The sequence below is a fragment of the Neobacillus sp. GCM10023253 genome, from assembly GCF_042653105.1.
GTDB lineage: Bacteria > Bacillota > Bacilli > Bacillales > Cytobacillaceae > Neobacillus > Neobacillus citreus.
In genome coordinates, this window is the sequence record NZ_JBHSHV010000003.1 from 1,083,699 (window position 1) to 1,098,284 (window position 14,586).

At 40.4% G+C, this 14,586-nt stretch carries 15 protein-coding genes; 11 read left to right on the forward strand and 4 right to left on the reverse strand.

What is annotated here, in order from left to right; translation table 11 throughout:
• Window positions 1-177 precede the first annotated feature (177 nt).
• The 5 genes from ACFPA1_RS05570 (at window position 178) to ACFPA1_RS05590 (ending at window position 5,213) form a co-directional block, all read left to right on the forward strand.
• Window positions 178-1,800, forward strand: a complete 1,623-nt coding sequence (locus tag ACFPA1_RS05570) for a spore germination protein (RefSeq protein ID WP_213141244.1) — start codon at window positions 178-180, stop codon at window positions 1,798-1,800.
• Window positions 1,748-2,848: a GerAB/ArcD/ProY family transporter gene (locus ACFPA1_RS05575; RefSeq protein WP_213140159.1), complete on the forward strand. Its 1,101-nt coding sequence runs from the start codon at window positions 1,748-1,750 to the stop codon at window positions 2,846-2,848. The genes ACFPA1_RS05570 and ACFPA1_RS05575 overlap by 53 nt, the downstream gene beginning before the upstream one ends.
• Window positions 2,838-4,049, forward strand: a complete 1,212-nt coding sequence (locus ACFPA1_RS05580; RefSeq protein WP_213140158.1) for a Ger(x)C family spore germination protein — start codon at window positions 2,838-2,840, stop codon at window positions 4,047-4,049. The genes ACFPA1_RS05575 and ACFPA1_RS05580 overlap by 11 nt, the downstream gene beginning before the upstream one ends.
• Before the next feature lie 19 nt (window positions 4,050-4,068).
• Entirely contained in the window at window positions 4,069-4,269 is a 201-nt protein-coding gene (locus tag ACFPA1_RS05585) for a CLC_0170 family protein (protein WP_213140157.1), read from the forward strand.
• A 224-nt stretch (window positions 4,270-4,493) separates the two neighbouring features.
• Window positions 4,494-5,213, forward strand: a complete 720-nt coding sequence (locus tag ACFPA1_RS05590) for a YebC/PmpR family DNA-binding transcriptional regulator (RefSeq protein WP_213140156.1) — start codon at window positions 4,494-4,496, stop codon at window positions 5,211-5,213.
• Between the two features lie 131 nt (window positions 5,214-5,344).
• Here ACFPA1_RS05590 and ACFPA1_RS05595 read toward each other — a convergent pair whose 3' ends face one another.
• Together ACFPA1_RS05595 and ACFPA1_RS05600 are read right to left on the reverse strand one after the other, a co-directional pair.
• Window positions 5,345-6,256, reverse strand: coding sequence for a DMT family transporter (locus ACFPA1_RS05595; protein ID WP_378581684.1), 912 nt, complete (start codon window positions 6,254-6,256; stop codon window positions 5,345-5,347).
• Between the two features lie 125 nt (window positions 6,257-6,381).
• Window positions 6,382-7,173 carry a GNAT family N-acetyltransferase gene (locus tag ACFPA1_RS05600; protein WP_213140154.1) on the reverse strand — a complete coding sequence of 264 codons (792 nt, stop codon included), beginning with the start codon at window positions 7,171-7,173 and terminating at the stop codon, window positions 6,382-6,384.
• A gap of 272 nt (window positions 7,174-7,445) precedes the next feature.
• On the opposite strand from ACFPA1_RS05600, the gene ACFPA1_RS05605 reads away from it, so the two are divergent.
• The 4 genes from ACFPA1_RS05605 (at window position 7,446) to crcB (ACFPA1_RS05620) (ending at window position 9,099) form a co-directional block, all read left to right on the forward strand.
• Window positions 7,446-7,955 (forward strand): YbaK/EbsC family protein, encoded by a 510-nt coding sequence (locus ACFPA1_RS05605; protein WP_213140153.1) that lies wholly within the window; start codon window positions 7,446-7,448, stop codon window positions 7,953-7,955.
• 155 nt (window positions 7,956-8,110) lie between these two features.
• On the forward strand, window positions 8,111-8,251 hold the full coding sequence (locus tag ACFPA1_RS05610; RefSeq protein WP_213140152.1) for a YrzI family small protein: 141 nt from the start codon (window positions 8,111-8,113) through the stop codon (window positions 8,249-8,251).
• Between the two features lie 114 nt (window positions 8,252-8,365).
• A complete protein-coding gene (gene crcB, locus ACFPA1_RS05615) occupies window positions 8,366-8,740 on the forward strand; it encodes a fluoride efflux transporter CrcB (protein ID WP_213140151.1) in 375 nt (124 codons plus the stop codon).
• Window positions 8,737-9,099, forward strand: coding sequence for a fluoride efflux transporter CrcB (gene crcB, locus ACFPA1_RS05620; protein WP_213140150.1), 363 nt, complete (start codon window positions 8,737-8,739; stop codon window positions 9,097-9,099). Before crcB (ACFPA1_RS05615) ends, crcB (ACFPA1_RS05620) begins: the two co-directional genes overlap by 4 nt.
• Before the next feature lie 24 nt (window positions 9,100-9,123).
• On the opposite strand, the gene ACFPA1_RS05625 is transcribed toward crcB (ACFPA1_RS05620), so the two are convergent.
• Entirely contained in the window at window positions 9,124-10,140 is a 1,017-nt protein-coding gene (locus ACFPA1_RS05625) for a DUF3231 family protein (RefSeq protein WP_213140149.1), read from the reverse strand.
• A 230-nt stretch (window positions 10,141-10,370) separates the two neighbouring features.
• Here ACFPA1_RS05625 and ACFPA1_RS05630 point away from each other — a divergent pair, with 230 nt between their 5' ends.
• Entirely contained in the window at window positions 10,371-11,783 is a 1,413-nt protein-coding gene (locus tag ACFPA1_RS05630; protein WP_378581685.1) for a PLP-dependent aminotransferase family protein, read from the forward strand.
• Window positions 11,784-12,323: 540 nt separating this feature from the next.
• Here ACFPA1_RS05630 and ACFPA1_RS05635 read toward each other — a convergent pair.
• Window positions 12,324-12,728 (reverse strand): hypothetical protein, encoded by a 405-nt coding sequence (locus tag ACFPA1_RS05635; RefSeq protein WP_378581686.1) that lies wholly within the window; start codon window positions 12,726-12,728, stop codon window positions 12,324-12,326.
• Between the two features lie 171 nt (window positions 12,729-12,899).
• Between ACFPA1_RS05635 and ACFPA1_RS05640 the strand changes: the two genes are divergently transcribed.
• Window positions 12,900-14,492 carry a long-chain-fatty-acid--CoA ligase gene (locus tag ACFPA1_RS05640; RefSeq protein WP_378581687.1) on the forward strand — a complete coding sequence of 531 codons (1,593 nt, stop codon included), beginning with the start codon at window positions 12,900-12,902 and terminating at the stop codon, window positions 14,490-14,492.
• The last annotated feature ends 94 nt before the right edge of the window (window positions 14,493-14,586 follow it).

Sequence of the window (14,586 nt, forward strand, 5' to 3'; positions counted from 1 at the left end):
TAAGTGGTTCACTTAAAAAGTGGACCGCTTTTTTTATATGTAAAAATATTTATTATTGCAGAGCAAGACAGAAAGGAATATTTACCGAAAAATGACAAAAATTATCGGTAAGGCGGTGGTGAAGTGACCTTATTTAAAAATCGAAAGAGTAAAAATAAAAATAGAAAAAATACATATATGAAGTTTCATAGCGAAATGGAGGAGGAACAAGGTGACAGACCCATCAGCAGTACACTTAGAGAAAATGAGGAATATATTAAGGGAATTTTAGGAGATAATGACGATTTCACCATAAAGCCATTCAAAATTTTTGGGCAATTTCAAGCGGTGCTATTTTATTTTTCCAATATCGTTAATCAAGAGGCCATTAATAAGGATATTTTAAAGCCACTTATGTATTTACCTGATCATTTATTAGGGCGAAAAATACAGCCTGATAATTTGATTGACATCATTATGAATGAAACTCTATATCATAGCCTTGCAGATACTGGGAGGAATACTGAACAATTAATTGAAGCTCTTTTACGCGGAGAAACCGTTGTTTTAATTGACGGTATACCTATAGCAATTCATATAGGAACGAAGAGGATTGAAAAACGCTCCATTGACCAGCCGGAGACGGAGCAGGTTATTTTGGGACCACGGGAAGGGTATATAGAAAATATCTCAACTAATATTATGCTGCTTCGATATCGTCTTCCGACCCCTGATTTCCAAGTTAAATCGATGAAAATTGGCCGTTTGACAAAATCAACTGTAGCCATTTGCTATATTAAAGGAATTGCAAATGAGAAGGTCGTCAAGGAAGTGGAAAAAAGACTGTCTGAAATTGATATAGATGCCATTTTGGATGTGGGTTATTTGGAACAATTTATTGAAGATAACCCCTTCTCACCATTTCCACAAACGCAGTCTACGGAAAGGCCTGACCGGACAGTAGCCAATTTGATTGAAGGGAGAGTCGCCATTCTTGTCGATGGCTCCCCTTTTGCTTTGTTAGTTCCAGTTGTTTTTAATCAATTCTACCAAACAACTGAGGACTATTCGTCAAGATTCTTAATGGGCAGCTTTGTCAGGCTCGCCCGGATATTAGCTCTGGTATTTTCACTTGTTTTTCCGTCCTTATATGTGTCACTAATTTCATTTAACCCCGAACTTCTGCCGACTGAGTTTGCTGTAGCGGTAGCGGGTGGACGTGCGGGTGTCCCTTATCCTGCTGTAATTGAAGTATTAACCATTGAAATTTCGATGGAAATTTTACGAGAAGCAACAGTTCGTCTTCCCAAACAAGTAGGCGGAGCCTTATCAATTGTGGGTGTTTTGGTCATTGGTCAGGCTGCAGTTGAGGCGGGGCTATCAAGTCCTATTACAGTAGTCGTGATTGCATTAACTACGATTGGCTCATTTGCGACACCTGCCTATTCGGCTGCTTTTGCCCTACGAATGCTTAGATTTCCGATTATGATCATGGCATCAATTTTGGGATTATATGGCGTCGTTATTGGGATCATCTTTATTTTTAATCATATGTTGTCCTTAAAATCTTTTGGCGTCCCGTACATGTCACCTGTCTCACCAGAAAATTATCAAGGCATGAAGGATGTTGTAATCCGCAGCCCATTGTGGTGGATGCCAAAAAGGCCGGAGTTTCTGCATTCGGCAAATCGAACCAGACTTGGTAAAAATGAAAATACTGTATTAAAACATAACAAGGTTGGTAACGATCAACGGGAGGCTTCGAATAATGGGGGATCCAAAGGAGATTACAACACTTCAGGCAACAACGATCTTAATTAGTACCATTATCGGGGTAGGAGTTCTTCCATTGCCTTTGTTTGCCGTTCGGGCAGGGGATTCAGGTGCACCATTGGTCACATTATTAGGAATTGGTTTTGCGGCCATCGGCTTATTTATCCTCGCGTATCTTGGAATCCGTCATCCGGATAAAACGATCATTATGTACAGTGAGGATATAGTAGGTAAGTGGCTTGGGAGATTTTGCAGCCTATTCGTTATTTCCTTTTTTTTAGTATTAACTGGCCTAGCAGCACGCGAATTTGGGGCTGTTGTTGTAACGGCAGTATTGAGAGAAACGCCGTTGGAAGTGACCGTAATCGTGATGCTATCTCTTGCATGTATAAGCTGCCGGAACAATATCAATGTGTTTGCATACATTCATAATTTTTATTTTCCAATGATTTTGGCTCCGGCTTTAATTGTCGTGGCCTTATCGCTAAAAAATGCCAACATCCTATATTTACGGCCGATGGTTGGAAACAACTTTAAGGAAATGATGGCTGGAATGTTGACCATTTCTGCCTTGTTACAAGGTTCTTTTATCATAACAATGATAATTCCAGCAATGAAAAAACCTCAAAAAGCCATTAAGGCGAGCTTTTGGGGGATATTCGTTTCAGGAGGGTTATACCTATTAATTGTCATTGCAACTGTCTCTGTGTTCGGACCTGAAGAAATCAAACATCTGTTCTGGCCGACTCTGGAATTGGCAAGAACAACGAGCGTGCCAGGTAATATTTTACAGCGACTGGATGTCATTTTTTTAGCTGTTTGGGTAACAGCTGTTTTTACCACCCTTTTCTCAAGCTATTTTTTTACTATTCATTCTATAAAAGAACTTTTTAGGTTAAAGGACCATAAAGCTCTTTCCTATTTCATCATGCCTATTGTGTTTGTTCTAGCCATGCTTCCTCAAAACATCTTACATATGTATGAGGTAATCCAAATGATTGGCAGAGCGGGTCTAGTGATAACCATCATGTACCCGCTATTGTTATTAACAATTGACCTTTTAAAGGGATGGAGGCAGAAAAAACGTGAGGAATGATTATATAAAAATACTGATCGCAACCATATTAGTCATTCCTTTGCTCAGCGGCTGTTGGGATAGCCAGGAAATTGAAAAACGCGCAAATGTTTTGGCAATTGGAATCGATGAAGCAGATGAAAATGAAAAGAATAAAGAAGAAGCGATTGCTCATTTAGGAAGTAAATTTCCCAATCCAAAGGAAGATATTATTAAATTAACGGCTCAAGTTGCTGTTCCCGGTCGAATTCCATTAGGTCCTGAACAAACAAAAGGTTCAGGAAGTTCTGTTCTGGTTGTTAATGTGATAGGACATACTTTTGAAGATGCAATGCTCAATCTTCAGCAGGAGATTGCTGATGAATTGTTTTTAGGTCACTTACGAATTATCGTATTAAATGAAAAAGTGGCAAAAAGAGGAACACTAAGATTTAACGATTTTCTTAGGCGCAATCCGGAAATTCGAAGAACGGCTTCCCTTGTTGTTTCTAAAGAGCCTGCGGCCACCTATATGAAGCTGTCTCCGGAACTTGAGCGGGTCCCATCCCTTTATTTAGCAGATATGGTTGATAATTTATCAGCTTTGGGAAGATTCCCCTCCAGCTTTATTGGTTTGTTTTGGACGATTCAATCAAGCAAAGGACAGGATCCATACTTGCCCTATTTAGCTATTAAAAGTAAAGAAAATATTCAACTGAATGGTCTTGCTTACTTCAAGGGGGACAAGATGGCAGGAAAGACCACACCTTTAGAAATTGGCATCTACATGGCAATCCTTGGTATAGGGAAAGGAGGGTATGGTGCCTTCGTAAATGTACCGGACACTGATGAAATGGTAATCGTTAGGGCCATAAACCGCAAAACGAAAATAAATGTTAGTCTTAAGGACGGAAAACCACATGTCGTTATCAAAATTCGTTATGAAAGTGAAATTGATGAAAAACAAGGTCCGAAGATTATGCTAACAAACTCGCGCATAATTAAGAAAATAGAAAATGAAACTTCTAAGGGAGTCGCTCAAGCTATTCGAAAATTGATCGCAAAGACACAAAAAGCTGAATCTGACGTGTTTGGATTTGGAGAACATTTTCGAGCGAAACTTCCAAATTATTGGAATGACAAGGTGAAAACCAAAGATAAATGGGAAAAGGAATATAAATATCTTACCTATGATGTTCAGGTAAGTACCCATATACATCGTGTCGGTATGAAAGCAAAATAACTTTGGAAGGGTGTAATGCATGTATATTGGGTTTTTAGGCTATGTCATCGTCATCTTATTTTTAACAGGCTCTTTAATTCTCCTTACCGACAGTAAAGCATATAAAAATGCAAATATGAAAAAGGAAAAAATAGCATCACTCTTTTTGGGCTGGATAAACATCAGTACGGGCATTGCGTTATTGGCAGTACAGTGGATTTCTCGTTATTATTTTTGGTAATGAATGGCGTTAACACCTGCAGAGGTGTAGGTAATGATCATGTTCTAATGAACTTTCTTTCTTTTTGATAATCAAACTCTTAACAAATGAGCTAAATTAGGTATAATATTATCTGTGTATATTTAGAAAATAGACTCCCAAAAGCTATTTTTGAAAAGGTTGAATTGTAACAGCTTTTTCATAAATAATTTTGGATAGATTCAAACCAGAAAGAGAGTGTTCATATGGGTCGTAAATGGAACAATATCAAGGATAAAAAAGCAGCAAAGGATGCAAATACAAGTCGTATTTATGCTAAATTCGGCCGTGAAATCTATGTGGCAGCACGCCGCGGCGAACCCGATCCGGAGGCTAATCAGGGTCTAAAATTTGTCCTGGAGCGTGCCAAGACTTACAGCGTGCCAAGACATATTATTGATAAGGCGATTGATAAAGCAAAAGGCGGTTCTGATGAGAGCTTTGATGAACTTCGTTATGAAGGCTTTGGTCCGAATGGCTCGATGATTATTGTTGATGCCTTAACTAATAATGTTAACCGCACCGCTTCAGAGGTCCGTGCTGCATTTGGTAAAAATGGCGGAAATATGGGTGTCAGCGGTTCTGTTGCATATATGTTCGATGCCACTGCTGTAATTGGCTTAGAAGGAAAATCTGAAGAGGACGTCCTTGAAATCCTTATGGAAGCAGACGTGAACGTTCGTGACGTGGTTGAGGAAGAGGACCAGGTCATCGTTTATGCTGAGCCAGACCAGTTCCACGCTATGCAGGAAGCTTTCAAAAATGCTGGTATAACAGAATTTACTACAGCCGAACTTACCATGCTTGCGCAAAACGAGGTTGAGCTTCCGGAAGATGCTGTTGCTAAGTTCGAGAAATTAATCGATACGCTTGAAGATCTTGATGATGTTCAACAGGTTTATCATAACGTTGATTTAGGGGAATAATAAATGAAAACTCGCCGATTGGCGAGTCCGATAGGACGGTTCATGAGGCGTAGTTGAATTTATACTTTCTTATTAGCCAAAACAGAGGATAACCCAAAGGAGTCGTTATTCAACGACCCTTTGGGTTATCCTTATTGTTTTACAGCCGATAAAATAAATATTGTTGCAATGATGGCGAAGGAGCCAAGCCATTCAGCGGGTCCAAACGAAACCTGCAGCCAAGCAACAGATAAAAAAGCTGCCGATAACGGTTCTGCGGAAGCAAGAAGACTCGCTTCTGATGCATTAATATACTTCATACTTTCCATGTAACAGAAAAAAGCGATGATTGTTCCGAAAATGATGACAAACACCATCGCCAAAAATGACGTCCCGGACCAATCACCATGAAACTGCCATGGTCGATAGACAAAGCTGAAGACGATACCGCCGATCATCATTCCCCATCCAACCGTAATGAGCGACCCCCACTTTGCAAGCAGGCGGCCCGGGTATAGTGTGTAAAAAGCAAGCGCAAATGCTGAAAGAATTCCCCAAGTAAAACCAGGTACAGAGATTGCTAACGCATGAATATTCCCTTTTGTAACTAGCAAAAATGTTCCGCCCAATGCGAACAAGATGGCCATCAATTCAAGCTTTGACGGTAATCTTTTTTTCCTCAGACAAAGGTAAGAAGCTATCATAACAGGTGCCAAGTATTGAAGGACCGTTGCGGCAGCTGCATTACTATACTCAATCGCTGCAAAATAGGTATACTGAGCGGCAAGCATGCCGAAGATTCCAAACAAGACAAGCTGGACCACATCCTGTTTGTTTTTCCAGACATTCCATATATTTTGTTTCGCAACAGTTTGTGCAAAAAATAATAATCCTGTCCCGGAGAGAAGGAGTCGAATGACAACCGTCCAGCCTGAGTTAAAGCCTTTATTGTGAAATAAATATTGGGCAACTGTACCGGAAGCGCCCCAGCAGACAGCTGCGATAATCACCAATATAATGCCCTTTGCCCGTGGATATGGCAAAACTGCACCATGTGAATTCATTTGTATCCCCCCAAAGGTGTTTCTAAGCTCTCAATCTCTTAATATTACAAAAGTTTCAAACGTTTTAAAAGGGGAATTTGTTCTACCTAACTTCGAATAAACTAATTATTTGATTAGGGACACCATTAGCTGCCCCTGATTTCCATCACACTTTTTCCAGACAAAAAAGCATGCCCTGTAATAAATTTTCCTAACGATTGAAATCCGTATTTGGCATATACATTCTCAACCCGCTCATCGATAGGGAAAACCCACAAGTTCTCCAAGCCTTTTTTCTTTACTTCTTCTTGAAGAAAATAAATGAGGTCGCCGATTAAGCCTTTGCCGCGATATTCTTCAAGTGTGGCAACGTGTTCCAAACGGACTTGATTCCTATGCTCGAATAAACAGGCAGTGGAGCAGGCAGTGCCATCCATCTTAAGCAGATAGCGGCTGAATGATGGATGTTTAAACTCTACGGCAAAGGCTTTTTCCCGCACCCCCCGGCCGCCAAACTCTTTAATTTGGCATTCGATTTCTAATGCATCTGTATAATTGGCCTCTGTAACTCTCTCTATTTGTATTCTGTTTTTTTGCTGTCGTGATGTTAATTCTTTATTCCAGATTTGGACAGGGGAGACGAGCTCTTCATATCGAAAGCCGCTGGCATACAATTCTTTGATTAAAGGTCCTTGATTTTCAATATTGAAGATATAGAATCTTGGGGTCAAGTTTCTTTTTTGATAAAAATCCAGTACCTCTTCGATGACAGACTTTGGATTAGAAGGAGCTTCATGGATATGTGCATGATTGGCGTCATAATAGGCTGGCTGATTTTCATTATAAAACAAGTACCCCCAGGATGTTTCGATTCTATTCGAAAAGGTATCCAGATAAGCAAGGTCTAATTCTAAAACTTTACTAAATAATGAATTCACTTAATTACCTCCCATTTTGTGTATTTATTTCCATTAAATCATAATCAGCGATGGAGAGACTACAAAAATAGGTAAATGTCCATACTCCCATTGTGATTGCAAATATATATCAATTTTATATTGTTAAAGTAGATAAATGATAGCAGTATCTAACAATATGGTTGCAGGTGTCCCTAAGTGCCGAAAAGCTTCAAAGATAAGCATTTGATTTGTTTTGCGCCACGAAAATTGTTATTATACTTCATAAAATTGATGGGAAAGGATGGAATAGGATGTCTTTAGAAAGTGTGAAAGCCCATTTCAAGCAATGGGGACGGGAACAGGATGTGATGGAGTTTGATTCGTCGAGTGCAACAGTGGATCTTGCTGCTGAAACCATCGGCGTTATTCCGGCGCGTATTGCTAAAACTTTGTCCTTCAGAGGGGAAGAAGAAAAAGCCATTCTGATTGTGGCGGCCGGAGATACAAAAATTGATAATAAAAAATTTAGGCAAACCTTTGGCTTTAAAGCCCGCATGTTATCTGCCGAAGAAGTGTTGGAACAAACGGGACATGCTGTAGGCGGTGTATGTCCATTTGGTTTAAAAAATGATTTAGATGTATATTTAGATGTTTCCATGAAACGTTTTGAAACTCTCTTTCCAGCTTGCGGAAGCGCAAAATCTGCAATCGAGTTGACAGGTGATGAAATTTTTGAATATTCCTTCGCCAAGGATTGGGTCGATGTTTGCAAAGATTGGGAAGGGGTAGAGCTTCCGGAAAAGGTAGCAGTACGCAGCTAAAAAGATTTATTCTGTACATAAAATGTTCAAACGAGATAAACTATTTTCTCAGACTAAAGGAGTAGAAAAATCTCCATCATAGTCACGATTTTAGATATGGGAAATCCTTCTATACTAGAGATAAATAAAGAAAACATTAGAAGGAGGAACTTAAAATGAACTTGAATATGTTGTTTTTTACCATAACAATAAAAAAACGTAATGTGACCATGGAAGAGGCCGTACACCAAGAGTTGGTCGATCAGCTATATGAGGAACATAAGGACCGGCAAATTTCCTCGCATTTATTTTTCTAAAATAAGGGAATCTTTCTTTTTCAAAAATCAGGGTTTATAATAAATTTGTTGTTATCTCCTGCGGGGTGTTTCCTTGCAGGAGTTTTTTATATCGAAGCCAAGGGGGCATTTCATTTGGTTTATTTTTTAGTGGGCATTGCCGGGGCGCTAGGTGCAATCTTAAGGTATTGGATAGGGATCTCGCTGTTTAAAGGCGCTTCTTTTCCTTTTTCCACTCTAACAATTAACTTAATCGGGAGTTTTCTGCTGGCGTGGTTCACGACTAATTTGTTTAAACGGGTTTCGTTGCCACCTATGATTACAACTGCGATTGGGACAGGGTTCGTCGGCTCATTTACCACATTTTCCACGCTTAGTGTTGAAACCGTCCAATTGTTTCATGATGAAAAAATTGTTTTAGCCGTATTATACGTTGCTATTAGTGTTATCGGTGGCCTTATAATGAGCCGATTAGGATTTAAATGCAGTGAGGCGGTGCAAAAATCATGACAATTGTCCATTTAATAATGGTCGGATTAGGGGGATTTTTTGGCGCAATTGCCCGTTTTTTGATAAGCAAGCAGTTAAATGCAAAGGCAGCAATTCCGCTAGGAACTTTAACTGTTAATTTAGCCGGTGCATTTCTTCTAGGAATGATTAGCGGGGCAAAGGCCGACCCAACGCTCGCTCTATTATTTGGAACCGGGTTCATGGGAGCCTTTACCACATTTTCTACGTTAAAATTGGAAATGCTAGAATTCCTTTTGAAAAAACAAAAATGGCAATTTTATCTTTATACATTCTTAACCTACATAATCGGAATTTTTCTTGCTTACTTGGGATATTTATTGGGCAGCCAATTTCAATAAAGAAAAAAATAGTTCGGATTAAGTTTACCCTTCCTTCTTTTTAGACAGCATCTCTTTGTCTTTCGTCCCGGGCGGTTGTTCTAGCCAGCTGTTTTTGATCATAATATCGGCACCACTCTTAGCGAATTTGGCAATTTCCAGTGACAGTCGGTCATACGTCTGGAATAAATCTGTTCGCTGGCTGGCTGCTGCTGCAGTTGCATAATTCCCCGATCCGGCGGCACTTAACAGTGCCATATGGTACATCATAAGTTTTTCTGAGAACACTTGTATAGTGGAATCTGTGATTCCAATATCTGAAGATTCAGGTGTTTGTAAATTATTTTCTAGTAAAGTTTGCGCAAAAATCGTGACATGTTTTTGTGAAATTTCTTTGCCTCGTAACATGAACTCCTGAACTTCCTTAGATGGTGAGGTTTGTGCGAAACTAAGAGAGATTTTTGCACCAATTGAATTAGTATGCACATTTAAAAATAAATGAGAAATCTCAATAGCATTTAACGGTCTTTTGTCACCGAATAGATTTAGCCCACTCAAATATTTTTTGCTGTCGATGTAGTCGGTTTCTCCAGGGACCTCAATATATGGAGACCGGACGAACAAACCTTTGCTTAACAAAACCTCCGAACTATTGTTATAAAGAGATGCTGTTTCGGTTAAGGCTGTTGTGAAAAAGGAACGAATGTCTTCCCTGGCGCTCATGGCGACCATACCGCTAAAAGCTAGCATGCCAGCTTTTGCCATGTGATTGACATAGCTTATACAATAAGAGTCAGTATATAGCCTTGGGGCGTTCAAGTTTACATCATTTTCGTTAAAGGCATTAGGTGCGGCAAAATTTTCTTTTTTAAATAGGGTAGTTAAAAAATCAAGGTGGGTCTCGGAAATGCCCAGGGCCATCTGAATAATCTGTTTGATATCCTCATCTTCAAGATGCTTCAGCATATAGGTTAAAACACACTTTGACATGCAATCGTTTATATAGGTGGTCCAAACACAGGCAATTTCAGATGCTGTAAGCTTAATATTGGCATGATTCATTTACATGACCCCATTTCACAATATGTCATAGTTATATTATTTACAAAATTTCCTTTTTCATGAAAAAAGCAGGAACAATCCTTCTTTGTTGGAAAAATTTTAGAGATTAAGTTACGGATTCACATATAAAAAATCTTAGATGTGAACTCAAGTTTAATTGGTAAACTGGTATAATCAAAGATATCAGATTAAATGATTTTAGTAGGGTCAGCTTTTGGAGGGGATTGGCAATGCTTGAGATAATGCCTGTATTGGATCATAAAAGCCCAACGCCTTTATATATGCAGCTTGCGAACTTTATCAAAGATGAAATTTTTAAAGGTAATATTAAACCTCTGGAAAAATTGCCATCCAAACGAAATTTGGCTAATTATTTGGGACTAAGTCTGAATACGGTTCAGTCTGCCTATGACCAGCTTTGTGCGGAAGGGTTTCTGGAAAGCCGTCCGCGTTCAGGTTTGTTTGTTGTTGAGCTGCTGGAGGATTTAATGGTCAGACATGATAAGGTGGAGCCTGTAAGGATGGTTGAGGAGCTGACGGATCCTGCTGTAAAAATAGATTTTAATTCGGGAAAGGTCGACCTTGAACATTTTCCATTCAGTTTATGGAGAAGGCTGTCGGTTCAAGCCTTATATGAGGATCAGGGGGATTTGTTTTATACCGGCAATCCGCAAGGGGAAAGGCTGCTTCGCGGGGAAATTGCCAAGTATTTATTTCAGTCTAGAGGTGTTCGTTGCAAAGCTGAGCAAATTGTTGTTGGTGCGGGAACACAGGTATTGATGGGACTCCTTTGTTTAGTAATCGGCAGGGATGAAATTTATGCTTTGGAGAACCCTGGATTTCACCGGACAAGGGCAGTTTTGCAAGATTTAGGTGCCAGAACTGTTCCGGTTCCTTTGGATGAAGAAGGGATTGCTGTAGAATGTTTGCACGGGAGCGGCGCCCGTGTCGTGTATGTCACTCCATCCCATCAGTTCCCGCTGGGAATGGTTATGCCAATTGCTCGACGAATGGAATTGTTGAAATGGGCAGAAGAAAGGGGCGGATACATTATTGAGGATGATTACGACGGGGAATACCGATATAAAGGAAAACCGATTCCAGCTTTGCAAGGGCTGGATTCATCCGGTAGAGTTGTTTATTTAGGCACTTTTTCAAAGTCGTTGATACCATCCTTGCGAATCAGTTATATGGTCCTGCCTGAAGAACTGTTGGCCAGGTACAGGGAGCAATTCACCATTTATAAACAAGCAGTCTCCCGGCTCCATCAGGATACGCTTTATCGTTTTATGCACGACGGCCATTGGCAAACCCATTTAAATAAAATGAGGACACTTTACCGGAGAAAGCAAGCCTTCCTGATTTCAGCGATTCATGATTTTATGGGTGAATGGGTGAAGGTAATCGGTGAAAAGTCGGGTTTGCATATTGTTTTGAACGTTAGGAATGGCATGAGGGAGGAGGAGTTGGTACGGAGGGCGCTGGCTGCTGGAGTAAAGGTGTATCCGTTGTCTGTCTATGATGTGGAGTTGGCTGGCGGGATGGATTCCAAGGTTTTACTTGGGTACGGCGGGCTGTCAGAGAATCAAATTAAAGAGGGGATACGGGTTCTGGCTGATGCATGGGGGATAACAAAAAAGTAGAAAGGGGAAAGGTTAACAGAAATTGGGTATAGGACAAAAATGGGTTGGCAAAGAGGAAAGATTTCAAAAGGGCAATGTCCTTCATGAAGCTGATGAAGACCAAAACGGAGGGAATCCAAGAGGGAAATGTCCTTCATAAAGCTGATGAAGACCAAAACGAAGGGACTCCAAGAGGGAAATGTCCTTCATAAAGCTGATGAAGACCAAAACGAAGGGACTCCAAGAGGGAAATGTCCATCATGAAGCCGATGAAGACCAAAACGAAGGGACTCCAAGTGGGAAGTGTCCTTCATAAAGCCGATGAAGACCAAAACGAAGGGACTCCAAGAGGGAAGTGTCCTTCATAAAGCCGATGAAGACCAAAACTAAGGGAATCTAAGAGGGAAATGTCCTTCATAAAGCCGATGAAGACCAAAACGAAGGGACTCCAAGAGGGAAGTGTCCTTCATGAAGTAATGAAGATCAAAACGAAAAAACTCCTGGAAGTCCCAAGCGATTACAAAAAAATGAAATTTACCCATAAAAATCTTCTGTATGAATTTATCGCGGCGTCACTGGTTTTACCGAGATAGCAGGGGAAAGAGAAGTAACAATACAGCCCTCTAGTTGATTTGGCTTTATTAATCCCAGTTCGAGCGCCGCTTTTATTTTTGAATCATCGGGCTTCTTCACCAATTGGATGAGGTCGTTCAATTGCATTTCCTCCAACCTTTTCACCGTTTCCGCCTCATGGAATTTTTCCATTTTGCGAATTTGCCTTTGCAATTTAAAACCACTCAACGTAATTTCGCCTTTCATGTCCTTTCCTACTAAATTATTAAAATAGCTTTGAAACACTTCCTTTAATTCATCCATTTCCAGTTCGATTTCTTTTTTCTTCTTGTTTAGTTCGTAATATTTGACTAACATTTCACCTGTAATCAAGGAATCATTGCTCTTAAGCATTTCCTCGCCCTCCTCTACGAACGTACATTCTATTTTATGGGATTTTCCAACAGATTAGTACTTAGGTGCAATTATTTATTTTTAGACAAATTTTTGTATTTTTATTTAAAAATTATATGATAGAATAATATTATATTGGAATATTCTAAATTTTAAAAAGAGGTGAAAAAAATGAATGTACCTTTAATACTTCCGGAATTTTTAGATCGTGCCGTTTCACTTTATGGAGACAAGCAGGCTGTTTTTTGCGATGAACGCCAATTTACATATGCCGAGCTGAATGGCAGAGTGAACCAGCTTTCTCATGGGTTAAAGGAATTAGGTGTAGAAAAAGGGGACAGGGTTGCATATCTTGCGCCAAACACAGTCGAAATGCTAGAAGGATTTTATGGCATTTTCCAGCTTGCCGCCATCATGGTGCCGCTCAATATCCGCTTGAAGCCTGAAGATTACTTGTTTATTTTAAACCATAGTGAATCCAAAGTACTGTTGGTTGACCAGGACTTGTACCATTTAATCACTCCGATTAAAGAGCAGCTCGAAACAGTCAAACATATCATTGTTCAATATAAAGATGATCAAACCGATGAGGTGGATTATGAGAAATGGCTGGCAGGCCACCCATCAGGCAATTTCAATCGTGCAGAACTTGATGAAAATGACGTCTGCAGCCTTCTTTATACAAGCGGTACAACAGGAAACCCTAAAGGAGTTATGCTGACACACCGCAATAATTATCTTCATGCATTAAGCACGATGCACCACTTGCGCGTGAGCGACCGAGATGTCTATCTTCATGTTCTTCCGATGTTCCATGTGAACGGCTGGGGCTCGCCATTTTATTATACGGCAAATGGTGCGACACATGTTTGCTTGAAAAAGGCTACTCCTGAATCAATTTTTCAGGCCATCCAGGAACATAAGGTGACAGTGCTGCACATGGCACCAACAGTGCTGAATTCTTTGCTGCAATACTATGAAAAAAATAAACCGGCAATAGAGCATGACGTTCGCGTGGTTATAGCGGGTTCTGCACCGCCGCCAGCGTTCGTGACCCGCGTTGAACAAGAGCTTGGCTGGGAGTTTATTCAGGTGTACGGAATGACAGAATCTACGCCTCTTAGCTTGGTTTCAACAATCCGATCGGAGCTTACACACTTGTCACCCGAAACGAAAGCACGCATCAAAGCAAAAGCGGGTTATCCAATGATTGGTTCTGATGTTAGAGTAGTCAACGAGCATGGAGAAGAGGTAGCCCATAACGGTCAGGAGATTGGTGAAGTCGTCACAAGAAGCCACGGTGTTATGCTTGGCTATTGGAAAAACCCGGAGGCGACCATGGAAACAATCCGAAACGGCTGGCTCCACACGGGTGACATGGGAACGGTCGATGAATACGGTAATATCGAGATCGTTGACCGGAAAAAGGATATTATTATCAGCGGCGGAGAAAACATTTCTTCCATTGAAGTGGAAGGGGCGCTGTACGAGCATCCTGCGGTATTAGAGGCTGCCGTCATTGCAGTTCCACATGAAAAATGGGGCGAAACTCCCCATGCATATGTAGTATTGCGCGAAGGTGCTGAAGTCAGCGAAGCGGACATCATTTCGTTTTCCCGTGAAAAATTGGCTCATTTTAAAGCGGTTACAGGCGTCACCTTTGTAAAGGAACTGCCAAAGACTGCCTCTGGAAAAATCCAAAAGGTCCACCTTCGTAATGAATACTGGAGCTCAAAAGGTAAAACAGGACGGTTCGTTAACTAAAAAAAGGTTCATAGAATTAATAAGCGGGTTGGATCTTTGTTTCCAGTCCGCTATTTTATATTTTCTACAAGAATGTCATGCTACTACTTTTTCA

Coding starts and splice junctions, on each gene's coding strand:
- ACFPA1_RS05610 (WP_213140152.1), top strand. CDS start 8,111: ATGAACTTGAATATGTTGTTTTTTACCATAACAATAAAAAAACGTAAT.
- ACFPA1_RS05570 (WP_213141244.1), top strand. CDS start 178: ATGAAGTTTCATAGCGAAATGGAGGAGGAACAAGGTGACAGACCCATC.
- ACFPA1_RS05640 (WP_378581687.1), top strand. CDS start 12,900: ATGAATGTACCTTTAATACTTCCGGAATTTTTAGATCGTGCCGTTTCA.
- ACFPA1_RS05590 (WP_213140156.1), top strand. CDS start 4,494: ATGGGTCGTAAATGGAACAATATCAAGGATAAAAAAGCAGCAAAGGAT.
- ACFPA1_RS05575 (WP_213140159.1), top strand. CDS start 1,748: ATGGGGGATCCAAAGGAGATTACAACACTTCAGGCAACAACGATCTTA.
- ACFPA1_RS05625 (WP_213140149.1), bottom strand. CDS start 10,140: ATGAATCATGCCAATATTAAGCTTACAGCATCTGAAATTGCCTGTGTT.
- ACFPA1_RS05630 (WP_378581685.1), top strand. CDS start 10,371: ATGCTTGAGATAATGCCTGTATTGGATCATAAAAGCCCAACGCCTTTA.
- ACFPA1_RS05605 (WP_213140153.1), top strand. CDS start 7,446: ATGTCTTTAGAAAGTGTGAAAGCCCATTTCAAGCAATGGGGACGGGAA.
- ACFPA1_RS05635 (WP_378581686.1), bottom strand. CDS start 12,728: ATGCTTAAGAGCAATGATTCCTTGATTACAGGTGAAATGTTAGTCAAA.
- crcB (WP_213140150.1), top strand. CDS start 8,737: ATGACAATTGTCCATTTAATAATGGTCGGATTAGGGGGATTTTTTGGC.
- ACFPA1_RS05585 (WP_213140157.1), top strand. CDS start 4,069: ATGTATATTGGGTTTTTAGGCTATGTCATCGTCATCTTATTTTTAACA.
- ACFPA1_RS05595 (WP_378581684.1), bottom strand. CDS start 6,256: ATGAATTCACATGGTGCAGTTTTGCCATATCCACGGGCAAAGGGCATT.